Source organism: Mucilaginibacter kameinonensis (assembly GCF_003675385.1).
GTDB classification, from domain to species: Bacteria; Bacteroidota; Bacteroidia; order Sphingobacteriales; family Sphingobacteriaceae; genus Mucilaginibacter; species Mucilaginibacter kameinonensis.
Window position 1 is genome coordinate 272837 of sequence record NZ_RCWZ01000005.1, and the last position, 16401, is coordinate 289237.

Here is a 16401-nt window from a genome sequence, read left to right on the forward strand (position 1 = left end):
GTGAAGAATTATTTAAAGATCTTATCAATAGACGAGTATTCGATTACGCCTAAGTACCTGCAGCTATCTAATGCCATTATCAGGGCCATTGAAAGCGGGCAGATTGTGAAGGATGATATGCTTCCCTCTATCAATGATTTGAGTTATGCGCTGGATACTTCACGCAATACTATTGAGCGTGTTTACAAGGAATTGAAAGAGAAAGGTATTGTAAGCTCAGTACCGGGTAAAGGTTTTTTTATATCCAATACCGATTTTCAGAAGCCACTTAAGATCTTTCTGCTGTTCAACAAGCTCAGCGCGCATAAAAAGATCATTTATGATGCTTTTGTTGCTACTATAGGCGAGCAGGCGGCCATAGATTTTTATATCTACAATAACGATTTCTACTTTTTCAAAAAGATCATTACCGAAAGTATCCAGAGTGACTATGCCAAATACATCGTTATTCCGCATTTCCTGGATAATGAAACCAAAGCCCATGAGATCATTAACACTATCCCTAAGGATAAATTGATCTTACTGGATAACATGGTGCCAGGCGTAAGCGGTAAATTTGCAGCCATTTATGAAAACTTTGCTACCGATGTATATGAGGCCTTGAAAAGTATGCTGGATAGCCTGAGCAAATACCATACGCTCAAACTTATCTTCCCCGGTAAAACCTATCATTCCAAAGAGATCATGAAAGGTTTCCTGAATTTTTGCAGGCAGTATGCTTTTGAATATGATATAGTTGAAACGCTATCCACCGAGGCTATTCAGAAAAATACGGTATACATCAGTCTTACTGAGGATGACCTGGTTGAACTCATCAAAAAGATTCTCGCCTCCGATTTAAAGGTGGCCAAAGACGTAGGTGTGATCTCATACAATGAAACTGCACTTAAAGAGATTATTCTTGATGGCATCACCACCATTTCAACCGACTTTAAATTGATGGGCAGCAAAGCGGCCGAGTTTGCACTGAACAATTGCCATGAGCATTTTGCTGTGCCGTTTACAGTCAGGTTGCGGAGCTCGTTGTGAGCGCCCCCTACCCCCCTAAAGGGGGGAATAATACCTGAAGAGTTTAAGGGATTTTAAGACTTACGAAGTTTTTAAAACTTCGTAAGTCTGGATTGTATCGCAATGACGCGCTTATTAATGCTTTTCTGCTTAAGATATTACTTCAGTTCCCTAACTTTTATGCTTCTGAAAAACACTTCATTGCCATGGTCCTGCAGCAATAAGTGACCGGAAGGGGCTTCTCCGAAGTTTTTCCAGATTGTGTATTTGCTGATAGCTACCAAATCGCGGAAAGCTTTTGAACCACGCTCATATTCCAATACTTTAACACCGTTTAGATAATGCTCAACGTGATTGTTAGGATATACCACCACGCGGCCAGTATTCCACGCTCCTATTGGGTGTACAAAACGTTCTTGTTTATTAGCTTTGATGAGGTCATATAACGAGGCTAAAGTACGGTCGCCATCACGGCCAAGTTTGGCATCAGGGTGCAGTTTATCATCAAGCACCTGGTATTCCAGACCGATTGCCGAACCTTTGGTAACTTCAGACAGGGTAACAAAATATTTAACACCGCTATTGGCACCTGGTGTAAGCTTAAATTCAAACGAAAGGTCAAAAGCGCTGTAATTATCATTGGTCACGATATCGCCACCACCTGATTCTTCCTGACCGGCGGACGGTAACACATGCATGGTGCCGTTAGCATATTCCCAACCTTTTTCAGGGAACGCTTTAAGGGTTGCACCATGCCAGCCTGTATTGGTTTTGCCATCATACAATAGTTTCCAGCCGTTTGCTTTTTCGGTAGTTGTTATGCTGTTTGGCGTAAGGTTAACTACATATACATCCTTTGGAAATGGTGTGGCTTTTAAATTGGTAGTTTTCAGGTTAAGGTTTTTGAAATACACTTTTTTACCAGCCTGTTTTTCTTCACTTACAGCGTGTACCTGTAACGCGATAAAGCCTTTGCTGTCAACAGTATCAACCACATCGCCTGCAGGCACGTCATTTACCCACGTTTTCATTTCGTTGCCGATACATTCAATTTTGATGTGATTGTATTCGCCAACTTTAAACGCGTCTTTAGCCTTTGGGTTAAGATCAAGCGGATACAGCCAGTCTCTTCTGCCCTCATCATAGATACCGCCGGTCCATTTGCGTGATGATGGGTCAATTTCAAATTGCCTGCCATACACTTTGCCTTTACCTTTGTTGCCTTCCGGATCGTAATGACTGCGGGTTTGCACGCCCGAATTGCTCAGTTCGCTTTCGATTTTAGCGTCCAATTCCAGTATGAAGTTACCATACTCTTTTTCGGTAACTAAGAATGAATTGCCAGAGTTAAGCACGGTAGTACCAACTATAGCACCGTCTTCTACTTTATAGTCGGCAGAGCCGGCAAGTTGTTTCCAGCCTTTAAGCGTTTTACCATCAAATAACTTGGTTTGCGCGCTGGCCGGACTTAATGCCGCTGACGCTAATAGCATAATAGCAGGGTAGATTATTTTTTTCATGATTGATATTTTCTAATTATTCATAAATAAATGTCATTGCGAGCGAAAGCACGGCAATCTCGTGGCCGATGTCTTTTCGGCATACACAACTACGAGATTGCTTCGTCGTTCCTCCTCGCAATGACATAAAAAACACAGGCATTAAACTTTTACCTCCCAGCCCTTCTCATACTCGCGGCTCCAAAGCTTTTGAGCTTCGGGATCCTTTAATATATGGCCGTTATTCGGGTCAATGTGCAGCACCCGATCAACACGGTATGAGATATTACCCAATTGCGGCAATAGGGTTGATTTGAAGCCAATTTCTATCGGGCAGTTCAATTTATCAGTTCCGCGAATCGAATCGGCAAAGTTTTTCATGTGGAAGCCGTCCAACGCTTCTGTAGGGCTTACTTTGTTGGTGCCATCAACTTTGGTATCGTCTTTAACTTCTTTTACAAGCTTGTTATCGCCATCATAAACCCGGTAGCTGTTACCACTGTCATAAAACAAGGTTCCTTTATCACCATAAAACACAACGCCCCTGCTCAACTTTTCGATTTCGAAACCATTGCAACTGCGGCATTCCCATTCTGCAGCCGTGTTATTTGGGAAGTTATAAAGGATATTCTGTGTATCGGGAGTTTGCCAGTCGTCATCAAAATGGAAGCGGCCACCAGTTGATACCACTTTATTAGGATAATCAACACCCAACCCCCATCTGATTACATCCAGTTCGTGTGTGCCGTTGTTTAAAGCCTCACCTGTACCCCAGTTCCAGAACCAGTGCCAGTTATAGTGGATCAGGTTATCCTGATACGGCTTTCTTGGTGCCGGGCCCTGCCATAAATCATAGTTTAAATTGGCCGGTACAGGTACCTGTTTGCCTTTGCCAATGCTTGCGCGGTGATTGGTATACCAACCTTTGGCATAATAAGTACGACCGATTACACCGTCATGCAATTCCTTCACCATAGCCTGCACATTTGAAAATGAACGGCGCTGGCTGCCCATTTGAACCAGGCGTTTGTACTTATTTGCTGCTTCTACAGCCATTTCCCCTTCATGCGGATTGTGACTGCATGGTTTCTCTACATATACGTGTTTACCCGCCTGACAGGCCATGATAGTCGCGGGGGCATGCCAATGATCAGGAGGAGCTACAACAACCGCGTCGATATCTTTTATCTCCAGCATTTTTCGGATATCGGTTAAGCCCTGCGGCTTTTTCCCTGTTTGCTTGTAGATCGCGTCAATCGTTTTAGCAACTACATTTGAATCAACATCGCAGATATATCCAATCTCCACGTTCGGTAGCTTGGCAAAGCTTTGGGCAAGGTACAGGCCGCGGCTATTGGTCCCCATCATGCCTAATACTACTTTTTCGTTGGGCGATCCCTTAAAAAATCCGGCAGCTTTTGATAGTTGTGGCGCAAGCAGAAAACTTGTACCCGCAACAGCGGTTGATTGAATAAACTTTCTACGGTTAATCATTTTTCAAAACAGGTTAATTGGGTTTTAATACGCGTACCCCGGCGGGCCGCGCCGCAAATTAGCTAAGATTTATAAAGGGCTAAAGCTATCGGGCAATTTTTTTATGAAGCAATTGTAATTTAACTGTTACTTAATGGAGCTGAAAGCGGAAAGCTTAAGGCAAAAAGGCTGTATTAGACATTCAATAGCTTTAAGCTTTCCGCCTTCGGCTTTAAGCTCCAAAAACAGAAAGCCCCATTAAAGGGGCTCAAGGGGGTATTAATTGCAGGAAAGCGTTATACAAGTGGCTGTATTGAAAATACATCCAGTTTTGAGGCTTGGAAGTTACGTACCCTTTTATATACGCCATTTCCGTTGCTGCTTCCATCTGTGTTTGTGTTTCCCTCAATGGTTTCAAAAAGATCACCATGAACGCCGGTTACAAGACCTGTGTGAAACCAGTCGTTAGGTGTTTTTTGAACCAGGAAGATATCGCCCGGCTTAACTATAGATGGATTGGCTCTTACTGTCGCGACACGGCTTAACAAACCTTTGCTAATGCCGGTAGTACCTACGGTATCACAACTATAGGTAAGCGGCATTAGCGTCCGGAAATCTTTTCCAAGCTGGCTTGCGGCCTGGTCTATAATGGTTTGTACGAAGCCCATACACCAAAACCATTCGGTGCCTTCGTTATTATCCATATAAGCCCGTACCCAGGGACCGCTATTACTTTGACCTTTAATTACAAGTTCAAACGGTGCGTTGCTTAAGTGCTGCATTGCCGTATTTACAATCAATTCTCTTAATCCGGTACCGGCAACGGGACTTTTAAACGCGTTTGTCATAGGTTGAGATAGGGCCGAGAAAACGCTGCTGTCAACAATGCCCGTTTGCGGAAGGTTTTTCGCTTTTTGGAAATTCTTAACTGCCGTTTCCGTTCCGGAGCCAAAGCTGCCATCAATGCCTGTTGCTGTTCCTGCGGAAGGGTTGGTAACAGCATACAAGTTAAGCCAGCTTTGAATTTTAGCTACTTCTTTCTGGTTGTTTGAGGCGCTGCCCTTTTGTTGGGTCGCGGCTATCACTGTTTCTTTGAGGTACTGTTTTTTGATCATAGGTTGCAGGGTTTAATTACGATAAGTTTAGATGAAGTAAGATGGATATTTTACTCAACGGGATGAAATTAAATCAACGCCTGCAATTTAACCAGCGTAGTGATACGTATTTAAAGCAAAAAGCCTACGTAGTTTTACGTAAGCTTTTTTAAATCAAGGCTATAAAACGTATGTCGGTACTTAATATTGTATCGGCAACGGAACCAGTTTTAAATTCTGGCGCTGGTGCCAGTACGGATATATTGGATCAACTTCGCTGGCAGCATCCAGTTTTTTAATCTGATCGAGGGTTAAATTCCATCCTATGGCGCCAAGGTTTTGCTTAAGTTGTTCTTCGTTACGCGCACCAATTACCAGGTTAGCTATTGTCGGCCTTTGCAATAACCAGTTCAGCGCTACCTGCGCTACAGATTTACCGGTTTCTTCGGCAACTTCATCAAGCGCGTCAACGATGTTATATAAATGATCGAAGTTTGTGGCCGGGCCATGCGCGCCGCCCTGTACCGTTCTGGAACTTTCCGGAATTGGCACTCCCCTCCTGAATTTACCGCTTAACTGACCAGATGATAGCGGGCTCCATACAATAGTGCTTACTTTTTGGTCGATCCCTAAAGGCATCAATTCCCATTCAAATTCGCGGTTAAGCAGTGAGTAATATGCCTGGTGGGCTACGTAACGGCTCCATCCATATCTTTCTGATACCGAAAGCGATTTCATCAAATGCCAGCCCGAAAAATTAGAGCAGGCAATGTATCGTACTTTACCACTGGTTACCAGGTCATCAAGGGCTCTTAATGTTTCTTCAACGGGTGTATTGGCATCAAAACCGTGCATGTGGTAAATGTCTATCCTGTCGGTATTTAAACGACGAAGACTATCCTCTGCCGATTTGATCAGGTGGTAGCGGGATGAGCCGAAATCATTAACACCCTGCCCCATAGTAAATGTAGCCTTGGTAGAAATTAGCACCTCGTTACGAATGCCTTCCAACGCTTTGCCCAATATTTCTTCAGCAGTACCATGCGAGTAAACATTGGCCGTATCAAATAAATTAACACCGGCATCAAGGCAAATATTGATCAGCTTTTTTGCCTCATCAACCTGGGTGTTGCCCCAGGCCTTAAAAAATTCGTTGCCGCCGCCAAATGTGGCCGTGCCGAAACTTAAGATAGGCACCCGCAGGCCGGATGCACCTAATTGTCTGTATTCCATAGTGTATATTTTATGATGTAAAAGGCGGTAGCCTGTTTCACAAATTTATGCGGAATCGATTGCTGAAGGCATTTTTACGTATCATAAGTTTGTCATTTATGGTTGATGTTCTACCGTGTTGAGATAAACAAACATTAGTTTTGATATATGATTGCAGACCCGCTAAGCGTTTCCCTTTTTGAAATGAGGCTGGAAGAGATCCACCGTCATGACCCTATGCTGAGGTATGAAATTACTATCCGGGATTTTATTGCACTGTTTCCACTCAAAATAAAAAACGGCAAACCTGTAAAACCTGAACAACCTGCTGCTTTCGCACTCGACAGGGATGTTTTCTTACAGGTTCTGGTTGCGTTTAACCAATCATTTAATTAGGGCATCTTCGCCTGTTTTATCCAATCAGGAACACTTCTAAATAACAAATAAACCCGTTGGGGCTGACGCCATATTTTAACTTTGCGCAAAATTTAAGACATGGAGAAAACTAAACTTACCATTAATAATAACGGTTCGGTTAAAATAGACGGCGATTTTGAAATTGTGGATATGCAGGGCAATGCTTACGGTTTGCAAGGCCGTACAGTAGTATCTATCTGCCGTTGCGGTTTATCAGCTAATAAACCATTTTGCGATGGCTCTCACAAAGGTCATTTCGAGCATAATGCCATTGCATTTGATCTTCCGCCTAAAAAAGCATAAACAATTGTTTTTATATACATAAAGCCCGGTGTTTAATTACATTGGGCTTTTGTTTTGTGCAGTGTTCTTAAATAATCTGCATTTTTGAAAACTATACTTATAAATAACAATGCGTTACTTTTTTCATATTGGTTATCATGGTGTAAGGTATTCGGGCTGGCAAAAGCTTTCTAAAGCAATTACTGTACAGGAGGTAATTGAAACAGCCCTCGAAAAAATCCTTAAACACCCCGTTGCTATTAACGGCTGTGGCCGTACCGATGCGAAAGTACACGCAAGCCAGTATTTTTTTCATGCCGATATCGACGATAATTTAGACTTTGATCTGTTGTTCCGGCTAAATAAACTGCTTCCTGACGATATCGCCGTATTTGATATTATCCCGATGCAGGGAGATCCGCATGCCCGCTTTGATGGAGTGATTCGGTCATACGATTATTTCATCCATAATTATAAAGATCCGTTCCTGAGCCGTTTCAGCTCACACTATCCCGATCAGGACCTTAATCTGGATGTCATGAAAAAAGCGGTTTCTATTCTGCCAAATTATAATGATTACCGCGCCTTATGTAAAACGCCCGATAAAATAGAGCATACTATTTGTCACGTGAAATCTGCCGGGCTTTATATTGATGGCAATGGCAGTAAATTAAGGTTTAATATTACCGCCAATCGTTTTTTGTACAAGATGATCAGAATTACTGTAGGGCGCTTGCTTGAAATTGGCCAGGGGAAGATGAGTACAGATGAATTTGAATTTTATCTTGCCAACAAACAAACACCCAAAATCATTATCCCCGCCCATCCTCAAGGCTTATACCTTTCAAAAGTAACTTATCGCTATCTTGATCTCGAACCGCGGTCGGCTTTTTCATTACTTAACAGTACTGATTGGTATCCCCTATAATGCTTATCTGCTGATTTTTAAAAATATGACGCGGTAATTTGGTACTTTTGCACCCTCATTTTAATTTTTAATAAGTATCCTGATGGCGTGGTCTGATAAATTGAAGCTTAATAAGCAACTGTTACGTTCTGTAAATGAAGTAGGTTTTACAAACCCTAAAGAGTTGCAGCTAAAAACCATCAACCGTATAATTGGTGGGCAGGACATTATAGCTATTGGCCCCGAAGGCAGCGGAAAGACCACTACCTATGTGTTAGGCGTTTTAAACCGCTTCAACTATGCTCCGGAAGGTGTTCCGCGTGTATTGATACTTGTCCCTGAAAAAGAGAACGTATTTGCGGTTATTGAACAGTTTGACCGTCTCAATAAAAATAAATCTATCCGCATAGTTGGTTTATATGTTACCCCTGGCTTTGAAAGCCAGATGGATGACTTAGCCGACGGCGCTGATATTGTTGTAGCAACCCCCGACAGGGCAAGGGCCATTTACCTCAAATTGGCTTTGAATCTAAATAAAGTTGACTTGCTGGTGGTTGATGATGCCGACCAGATAGTAAAAAAAGGCTTACAATTACCCGTTGTTGAACTTGCCAATAGCATTGATAAAGCACAGCACCTTGTGTTTACCGAGGTTATTCACGCTAAACTGGAAAAAATGCTTGATCCGTTCATGAGAGATGCTGCTATAATTGAGGTTGACGAATTAAGTGATACCGTTATCGAAACGCACGAGCAGCTTTTATACAATGTGCCCAACTTTGGCACTAAGCTAAACCTGCTCAATTTGTTTATGTACGATGAAGAGTTATTTACAAAAACTGTTGTGTTTGTGAATACTCAAACAACCGCCGAAAAGCTTTTCCAAAGTCTTAAAAGTCGCTTACGTACAGGCGTTGCATACTTAAACCCAAAGTTCTTCGATACGAAGGGTTTTAAAAATATTGAAGATTTTAAAGCTGATCCGGCTACGAGAATCCTGATTGTTACTAACGAAAATGAAGAGGAGCTTAACCTGAGTGATATCCCTTTCCTGATCCAATTTGATTTGCCGGCAGATAACGAGTTGTTTATTAGTCGCATAGTAAATCATAATCCTGATAGCGAAGAAGAAACACTGGCCATGACCTTTGCTACTGATATAGAGTTAGGTCAGGTAAAAAAGATTGAGCAGCTAATTGGACATAAGATTCCGGTAGCTGAGTTGCCCGAAGACCTGGTGATTGTAACCGAATCGAAGCCGAAGAAAACGGATGCAAAAGAAGATAAAAAACCGGCAGGTGTTGGTGAGGCCTTTCACGAAAAAAAGGCGTCAAACGCCAAAACATATAACCTGAGCGCCAGTACCAAGGCTAAAATGAATAAGAAGAAAAAGCACGGGTAAGAAATTCCACCTTTAAGTTCTGCCCAGACTTACGAAGTTTTTAAAACTTCGTAAGTCTTAACTTTAGTAATATCACGCTATCTCCAGATACAAGTCTTCAACCTTCTTCCTCGCCCAGTCTGTTTTTCTCAAAAACTTGAGGCTTGATTTTACACTCGGGTTATCATTAAAGCAATTAATCCTGATCCGAATACCCAGTTCTTTCCAGCCAAAATGAGCTACCAGTTCATTGAGTATCATCTCAAGCGTTTTGCCATGTAAAGGGTTGTTGGGCTGTTGCTGCATGGTGCAAAAGTAAAGGTTTGTTTCGGTAAAATACCATAACAAAATTTGTCGCAAAGTCGTTTAACTACTAAATTATGTTAGCTGATATTTAATAAATGGTAAATTTTGTTTAATTTAATGCAGCTAATAAAGCACGTTTAAAACCACTTCTTCAAGTTGCCCAAAAATATTTTAATGAATAGCTATAAGTGTTACCTTGTTTTGTTGTTGCAAGCTATTTCGTTATGCGTGTTCTCACAAAACCGCCCTATTCATTTTCAACATATTGGCAGTCGCGAAGGGCTTTCAGAATTAAATATTAATTGCATTATACAGGATAGCCGCGGCTTTATATGGGTTGGTACACGTGACGGCCTTAACCGTTATGACGGCAACAAATTCAAGATATTTAAAAATATTATTGGCGATAATAACAGCATCAGTAACAGTTTTGTTCAGGATATAGTTGAGGACAAGAATGGAAACCTGTGGATCTCCACCAGCGGCGGCGGTTTAAATATGTACGACCGCAAGCTTGATCGTTTTGTCCATTACCGTCATAACCCTAAAAACACAAATTCAATTGCAAGTGATATCCTGGTAAAGATAACCCTTGATAAAGGCGGAAACCTGTGGATCTGTAATCAAAAGGAAGGGCTTGATCAGTTTAACATCGCTCAAAAGAAATTTACTCATTACGGCTATAATGAAGCAGATAACAGCAGTTTAAGCGATAATAATGTCCGGGTTGTATACGTAGACAGCCAGAATAAATTATGGGTAGGCACCACTTATGGCGGTCTGGACCTTTACAATCCGCAAAGCCATAATTTTACGCGTTTTGTTCATGATGAAAGTAAATCCTCATCCCTTTCAGCAAATAAGGTTAATGCAATTTTAGAAGACAGTAGTCATCATTTATGGGTTGGCGTTAGCGATGGCGGACTTAACCTGTTTAATCCGGCCGACAAAACTTTCACTCATTATAAAAACGATCCGAACAACAAGAATTCGCTTTCATACAATAGTGTACAATGCCTTGCCGAAGATAGTAACCACGATTTATGGATCGGCACGGAAAACGGCGGTCTGAATATTTTTAATTACGCCCTCAATACATTCAATAACCACCAGGAAGATGATGTAGATAACAGCAGTATCGCTAATAACTCGGTAGATGTGATCCTGAAAGACAAAAGCGGGAATATGTGGATAGGCGCTTTTGCATCGGGGCTTAATTTTTACAAGAAAACGAGTGAGAACTTTACTCACTATCAACATGGCGCGCAATCCATTAGCTTGTCCAATAATTTTGTGCTGAGTGTATATGAAGACAAAAAGAACAACATATGGGTAGGCACTGACGGTGGCGGTTTAAATCTGTTTAACCCTGAAAAGGGTGAGTTTAAATATTATAAAAGAAGCAATAGCAATATATGTGGTGATTATGTTTTAACCATTCAGGAAGATGCTAAAAGTAACCTGTGGATAGGTACCTGGGGCGATGGGGTAAGCATGATGAACCCGCAGACCCGTACCTTCAGATCGTTTAAACATAATCCGGATGACAGCACAAGCATAAGCGGAAATAACATTTACGCCATAGCCAAAACCCTTGATGGGAAATTGTGGTTTGGTACCCTTGGCACCGGGCTTGACCTGTTTGATCCTAAAACCAACAAGTTTATTCATTACCGTCATGATGCGGGCAATCCTAAAAGCATCAGTAGTGATAACATCAATTCGTTACTCGGCGATTCAAAAGGTAACCTTTGGGTGGGCACTAATGATGGTGGTGTAAACCTTTATGATGCCGCCACCAATTCATTTAAACCGGTACAATACGAAAAACTGAACAGTGCGCTTGGCAATAATACGGCACTTGATCTTTTTGAAGATCATTTGGGTAATATTTGGATCTGCACTTATAGTGGTATTTACAGATTAAACCCGGTTACCGGTAAGGTTACAAATTTTAAAGCAAAAGATGGCTTGCCGAACGACTACACTTATGCCATTGAAGAAGATGCAGCCGGTAATTTATGGATCAGTACCAACCGGGGGATTTCCAGGTATAATCCTAACACCAATAAATTTAGAAACTTCACTGTTGCGGATGGTTTGCAGGCAGAAGAGTTTAAACCTCACTCCGCAGTAAAGGGTCACGACGGCATCATGTATTTTGGTGGCGTTAACGGGTTTAATATGTTCGATCCGGCAGGAAAAAGGAACAATGTTTACGATCCTCCATTGGTGCTTACTGATTTTCAGATCTACAATAAATCTATCCATGTAGCGCAAAACAATGATGATCCGTCGCCCTTAAAGCAAGACATCGCGGAAACCAAGTCCATAACATTAACACACGATCAATCGGTTATATCATTTGAATATGTATCGATGGATTACAGCTTGAGCAATAAAGAATCGTATGCTTTTCAGCTTGAAGGGTTTGATAAAGGCTGGAATTATGTTGGTAATAAAAATACAGCAACCTATACCAATTTGCCGGCGGGTAATTATGTGTTTAGGGTAAAAAGTCGCAGTACAGATGGTAAATGGTCGTTAAGGGAGGTGAGCCTTAATGTTACTGTTCTCCCACCCTTCTGGCTTACATGGTGGTTTATCAGTTTGCTTATTTTAGTTACGGCGGTAGTTATTTATACTTGGCACCGACTTAGGGTAAATGCCATCATACAGCAAAAGAACCTGCTTGAAGAACAGGTTACTGAACGCACTGCAGAGGTTATGCAACAATCAGAGGAGTTAAAAACGCAATCCGAAAATCTGCAGACGCTGAATATCGAACTTCAAAATCAGTCAGAAGAATTACAAGCCCTGAATGAAGAATTGCAGGCGCAATCAGAAGAATTGCAACTGCAGAAGGAACAGGAGCGCGAAGCCCGAGAGGAAGCCGATAAAGCCAACCAGGCTAAAAGTATATTTTTAGCTACCATGAGCCATGAAATCAGGACGCCCATGAATGGCGTTATTGGCATGGCTTCCCTGCTGGGCGAAACCGAATTGAATACCGAACAGCGTGAATATACAGATACCATCATTTCATGCGGCGATAGTTTGGTTAACGTGATCAATGACATCCTTGATTTTTCTAAAATTGAATCAGGAAAGATGGAAATGGAGCAGGAAGATTTCGATCTGCGCCAGTGTATTGAAGAGGTGATGGACATTTTTTCACAAAATGCTGCCAAGCGTGAGCTGGAACTGGTTTATCAGATTGACCCCGCCCTGCCCCAGCAAATTATTGGCGATAGTTTGAGGTTGAAGCAGGTATTAACTAATCTGACGGGTAACGCCCTCAAGTTTACGGAACGTGGTGAAGTGTTTATCAAGGTTTTTTTATCTAAAAGTATTGGTGATAAGGAAATTGAAATCGGATTTAGCGTGATGGATACCGGTATAGGTATCCCTGAGGATAAAGTAATAACATTGTTTAACGCGTTTTCGCAGGTTGATTCATCTACTACGCGCAAATATGGCGGTACGGGTTTGGGTTTGGTGATCAGTGAGCGCCTGGTAAAATTAATGGGTGGCGAAATTTGGGTTGAAAGTGTTTTTGGCGAAGGTTCTGTTTTTGTATTTACTATTAAGTCGGCAATAAGTAAAAAGCAATCAAAACAAATCCCTATTGTTTTTAATGCCGAAGAACTTGAAGGCAAGAAAGTGCTTATTGTTGATGATAATAAAACCAACCGCTTTATCCTGCAAACCCAACTTGAACAATGGGGTATACAAACGATAGCTGCTGCATCGGGCAGGCAGGCGCTTGATATCCTGGGCGCTAACAACGGCTTTAACCTTGTTATTACTGATATGGAAATGCCGGAAATGGATGGCGTTGGACTGGCCAGGGAGATAAAAGATAATTACAAGAACTTGCCGGTGGTTATGCTCAGTTCTATTGGTGATGGTTCAAAGAAGAAATATCCCGGGTTGTTTTCGGCTATATTAACCAAACCGGTTAAGCAATCTCAATTAGGTAAAAGTTTGCAGGCCGAGTTTCAGGGTAAAACACAGGTTCAGATTGTAGAAACAAAACCGGATAAGCTTTTTGATGCCAACTTTGCCAATGAACATCCACTTAGTATCCTCGTGGCCGAAGATAACACAGTTAACCAAAAACTGATCAGCCGGATGCTGGAGAAACTTGGCTATGATTTTGAGCTGGCACATAATGGTTATGATACCCTTGAAAAGTTAAAAGCTAACCCAACTTTCGATGTCATATTTATGGACGTACAAATGCCAGAGATGGATGGCTTTGAGGCAACCCGCCATATCAGGCAGTATGCCTTTAAGCAACCTTTCATTATTGCTATGACCGCCAATGCAGGTCCGGATGATCGCGATATGTGCATAAGCGAAGGCATGGATGATTACATTGCCAAGCCTATGAAAACCGACGCGCTCATTAACGTGTTAAAAGGGGCGTACAAAATGATGAAAAACGTAAAAGGTAAATACGTTTAAGCATTATCGCGAGGCTACGCCCCAGTAACAGCTATTCCGGATTTTTTTGAGGATAGCAGGTGTGATACTTGAAATTTCGTGCTCATACTTGTTTTGGTTGTTGAGCAGGTACATGGTACCGCTGCTGTTGTTATATACATACGAGCATAAACGGGTATCCTCTCCGTTTTCATCTTTCTTTACATCTATCCTTATGCCATTGGTTTTGTTGCTTGTGTCAGGCGTTAATGCCGGGGCCGATGCCTTAACCCAGTTAATGGTATAATTTATATTCTGTGCCGAAAGGCCTTCTGTATTTTCTTTATAGCTTTTACTATCCTGTATAACTGCCAGCAGGCACTTGACACAAGGTTCGGCTACAGTTGCTGCTCCATATTTTTTACGCGGGTTGTTGATGACGCTGTCTTTTTTACCGGCTACCGTTACTGTTGTTTTTGAAATATCATTTGATACAGGCTTGAGTTTGCTTTGTTTACAGGCCGATAATGTCATGACCAAAACACAAAAATAAATAGATGGTTTAAACAGATTCATGGTTTATAAATTAGCACTTTATTTATATACATCATTTTAACTGTTTTGTGTTGATGTGTTTGGATATACCAAACGTGGGTTTAATCTATAAATTAAGTTTAAACAATTTAAACATAGATTTTATTGCATTAATTGGGGCACTAAAGGACAGTTTTTCTATAAAAAATTCTTAAAATTGCCTGATTTATTTTGCCCCGGTCGGTTAGTTGCCCGACAGGACTTAAACCATCATAACAAATTTTCAAAAACGGGGTTTACCTTGTAATAAATAACACTGCAGGCTTTGCAGGCTATAATACTAAGATGACTAATAACGGTACAGGTTCAAATTTAACAGTTGATGTGGTTTTAATTGGCGCAGGTATTATGAGCGCTACACTGGGTGTAATGCTTAAAGAACTGCAGCCCGATCTGACGATTGAGATTTTTGAGCGGCTGGATGTCATAGCGGCTGAAAGTTCGGCCCCGATGAACAATGCCGGTACCGGTCACTCCGCTTTTTGCGAATTGAATTATACACCACAACTTCCGGACGGTAGCGTTGAAATAAAAAAAGCGATCAAAATTGCCGAGCAATTTGAAACAAGCAAAGAGTTTTGGGCCCATCTTATCGGGAAGGGTCTGATAAAAGATCCTCAAAATTTTATCCGTAAAGTGCCACACATGAGTTTTGTTTGGGGAGCTGAAAATGTTGAGTACCTGAAAAAACGCCAGCAGGCCCTTGTAAAACATCATTTTTTTAAAGGGATGGAATATTCTGAGGATAAAGCTCAGATCAAAAAATGGATCCCGTTGGTTATGGAAGGTCGCGATGCTGATGAAAAGGTATCTGCAACATTTATGGATATTGGTACTGATGTAAACTTTGGTAGCCTTACCAGTGCGCTTATAGATGAACTTAAACAGAAAGCTGACGTAAATGTAAGTCTTAACCATGATGTTAAAGACCTTAAACGTAACGCTGACGGTACATGGAAAGTAACCGTAAAAGATAAAGCAACCGGTAACAAAAGAAAGCTGAATGCCAAATTTGTTTTTGTTGGTGCAGGCGGTGGTGCTTTGCACTTGCTACAGAAATCGGGCATTGCAGAAAGTAAAGGTTTTGGTGGCTTCCCGGTAAGTGGGCAATGGCTGGTTTGTAATAAGCCTGAGATAGTAAAACAACACGAAGCTAAGGTTTATGGTAAGGCATCTGTAGGTTCGCCACCTATGTCGGTACCCCACCTGGATACCCGTATGATAGACGGAAAACGTGCGCTGCTTTTTGGCCCGTATGCCGGTTTTTCAACCCGTTTCCTCAAAAAAGGTTCCTTGCTTGACCTCTTCAAATCAATTAAACTAAACAATATACTACCCCTGCTTGCTGTAGGGCGCGATAACTGGCCTCTAACCAAATATCTTATCTCTCAGGTAATGCAATCACCTGCCGATAGGTTGAATGCGCTTAAAGATTATATGCCAACAGCTAAAGCCGAAGATTGGGATCTGGATATTGCCGGTCAGCGTGTGCAGGTTATTAAAAAGGATGCTAAACATACCGGTGTACTTGAGTTTGGTACTGAAGTTGTAACTTCTGCCGATGGTAGTATTTCAGCCTTGTTAGGAGCTTCACCAGGTGCATCAACGTCTGTACCTATCATGATCCAGCTTATTGAACGTTGCTTTAAAAATCATATCAAAACCGATGCATGGCAGCAAAGGCTTAAAGAAATGATCCCTTCGTACGGACAATCGTTGGCTAATAACGAAGCTTTAAGCGACGAAACCAGGGCAAGAACAAGTAAAGTGTTGGGGTTGGCTTAATAGCTTTCCTTTAAA

At 41.6% G+C, this 16401-nt stretch carries 13 protein-coding genes; 7 read left to right on the top strand and 6 right to left on the bottom strand.

Annotated features, from left to right (window positions below; all coding sequences use genetic code 11):
* The gene (locus EAH55_RS24295; RefSeq protein WP_121811937.1) at positions 1-1029 is read left to right on the top strand and encodes a GntR family transcriptional regulator; all 1029 of its coding nucleotides are present in this window, start codon (positions 1-3) and stop codon (positions 1027-1029) included.
* A gap of 137 nt (positions 1030-1166) precedes the next feature.
* Here the strand turns inward: EAH55_RS24295 and EAH55_RS24300 are convergent, their stop codons facing one another.
* The 4 genes from EAH55_RS24300 to EAH55_RS24315 form a co-directional block, all read right to left on the bottom strand.
* Positions 1167-2528, bottom strand: a complete 1362-nt coding sequence (locus EAH55_RS24300) for a 3-keto-disaccharide hydrolase (protein ID WP_121811938.1) — start codon at positions 2526-2528, stop codon at positions 1167-1169.
* A gap of 141 nt (positions 2529-2669) precedes the next feature.
* Positions 2670-4001: a Gfo/Idh/MocA family protein gene (locus tag EAH55_RS24305; protein WP_121811939.1), complete on the bottom strand. Its 1332-nt coding sequence runs from the start codon at positions 3999-4001 to the stop codon at positions 2670-2672.
* Between the two features lie 275 nt (positions 4002-4276).
* Positions 4277-5095: a peptidoglycan-binding domain-containing protein gene (locus EAH55_RS24310; protein ID WP_121811940.1), complete on the bottom strand. Its 819-nt coding sequence runs from the start codon at positions 5093-5095 to the stop codon at positions 4277-4279.
* A 180-nt stretch (positions 5096-5275) separates the two neighbouring features.
* Positions 5276-6307, bottom strand: a complete 1032-nt coding sequence (locus tag EAH55_RS24315; protein ID WP_121811941.1) for an aldo/keto reductase — start codon at positions 6305-6307, stop codon at positions 5276-5278.
* 147 nt (positions 6308-6454) lie between these two features.
* Between EAH55_RS24315 and EAH55_RS24320 the strand changes: the two genes are divergently transcribed.
* From EAH55_RS24320 to EAH55_RS24335, 4 genes are all read left to right on the top strand, one after another.
* Entirely contained in the window at positions 6455-6682 is a 228-nt protein-coding gene (locus tag EAH55_RS24320) for a hypothetical protein (RefSeq protein WP_121811942.1), read from the top strand.
* A 99-nt stretch (positions 6683-6781) separates the two neighbouring features.
* Positions 6782-7006, top strand: coding sequence for a CDGSH iron-sulfur domain-containing protein (locus EAH55_RS24325; RefSeq protein WP_121811943.1), 225 nt, complete (start codon positions 6782-6784; stop codon positions 7004-7006).
* Positions 7007-7115: 109 nt separating this feature from the next.
* Positions 7116-7913: a tRNA pseudouridine synthase A gene (locus EAH55_RS24330; RefSeq protein WP_121811944.1), complete on the top strand. Its 798-nt coding sequence runs from the start codon at positions 7116-7118 to the stop codon at positions 7911-7913.
* A gap of 82 nt (positions 7914-7995) precedes the next feature.
* On the top strand, positions 7996-9294 hold the full coding sequence (locus EAH55_RS24335) for a DEAD/DEAH box helicase (protein ID WP_121811945.1): 1299 nt from the start codon (positions 7996-7998) through the stop codon (positions 9292-9294).
* Positions 9295-9366: 72 nt separating this feature from the next.
* Here the strand turns inward: EAH55_RS24335 and EAH55_RS24340 are convergent, their stop codons facing one another.
* Entirely contained in the window at positions 9367-9579 is a 213-nt protein-coding gene (locus EAH55_RS24340; RefSeq protein ID WP_114937822.1) for a VF530 family protein, read from the bottom strand.
* A gap of 174 nt (positions 9580-9753) precedes the next feature.
* Between EAH55_RS24340 and EAH55_RS24345 the strand changes: the two genes are divergently transcribed.
* Complete coding sequence (locus EAH55_RS24345) at positions 9754-14049, top strand: hybrid sensor histidine kinase/response regulator (protein ID WP_121811946.1); 4296 nt, start codon at positions 9754-9756, stop codon at positions 14047-14049.
* Positions 14050-14052: 3 nt separating this feature from the next.
* Here EAH55_RS24345 and EAH55_RS24350 read toward each other — a convergent pair whose 3' ends face one another.
* Positions 14053-14583 (bottom strand): hypothetical protein, encoded by a 531-nt coding sequence (locus EAH55_RS24350; RefSeq protein ID WP_162997016.1) that lies wholly within the window; start codon positions 14581-14583, stop codon positions 14053-14055.
* 303 nt (positions 14584-14886) lie between these two features.
* Between EAH55_RS24350 and EAH55_RS24355 the strand changes: the two genes are divergently transcribed.
* Positions 14887-16386 carry a malate:quinone oxidoreductase gene (locus EAH55_RS24355; RefSeq protein WP_121811948.1) on the top strand — a complete coding sequence of 500 codons (1500 nt, stop codon included), beginning with the start codon at positions 14887-14889 and terminating at the stop codon, positions 16384-16386.
* Positions 16387-16401 lie beyond the last annotated feature (15 nt).

Bases quoted from the DNA above. Each gene is read 5' to 3' on its own strand.
- EAH55_RS24350 (WP_162997016.1), bottom strand. From the start codon at position 14,583: ATGAATCTGTTTAAACCATCTATTTATTTTTGTGTTTTGGTCATGACA.
- EAH55_RS24355 (WP_121811948.1), top strand. From the start codon at position 14,887: ATGACTAATAACGGTACAGGTTCAAATTTAACAGTTGATGTGGTTTTA.
- EAH55_RS24345 (WP_121811946.1), top strand. From the start codon at position 9,754: ATGAATAGCTATAAGTGTTACCTTGTTTTGTTGTTGCAAGCTATTTCG.
- EAH55_RS24305 (WP_121811939.1), bottom strand. From the start codon at position 4,001: ATGATTAACCGTAGAAAGTTTATTCAATCAACCGCTGTTGCGGGTACA.
- EAH55_RS24315 (WP_121811941.1), bottom strand. From the start codon at position 6,307: ATGGAATACAGACAATTAGGTGCATCCGGCCTGCGGGTGCCTATCTTA.
- EAH55_RS24330 (WP_121811944.1), top strand. From the start codon at position 7,116: ATGCGTTACTTTTTTCATATTGGTTATCATGGTGTAAGGTATTCGGGC.
- EAH55_RS24320 (WP_121811942.1), top strand. From the start codon at position 6,455: ATGATTGCAGACCCGCTAAGCGTTTCCCTTTTTGAAATGAGGCTGGAA.
- EAH55_RS24340 (WP_114937822.1), bottom strand. From the start codon at position 9,579: ATGCAGCAACAGCCCAACAACCCTTTACATGGCAAAACGCTTGAGATG.
- EAH55_RS24300 (WP_121811938.1), bottom strand. From the start codon at position 2,528: ATGAAAAAAATAATCTACCCTGCTATTATGCTATTAGCGTCAGCGGCA.
- EAH55_RS24310 (WP_121811940.1), bottom strand. From the start codon at position 5,095: ATGATCAAAAAACAGTACCTCAAAGAAACAGTGATAGCCGCGACCCAA.
- EAH55_RS24335 (WP_121811945.1), top strand. From the start codon at position 7,996: ATGGCGTGGTCTGATAAATTGAAGCTTAATAAGCAACTGTTACGTTCT.
- EAH55_RS24325 (WP_121811943.1), top strand. From the start codon at position 6,782: ATGGAGAAAACTAAACTTACCATTAATAATAACGGTTCGGTTAAAATA.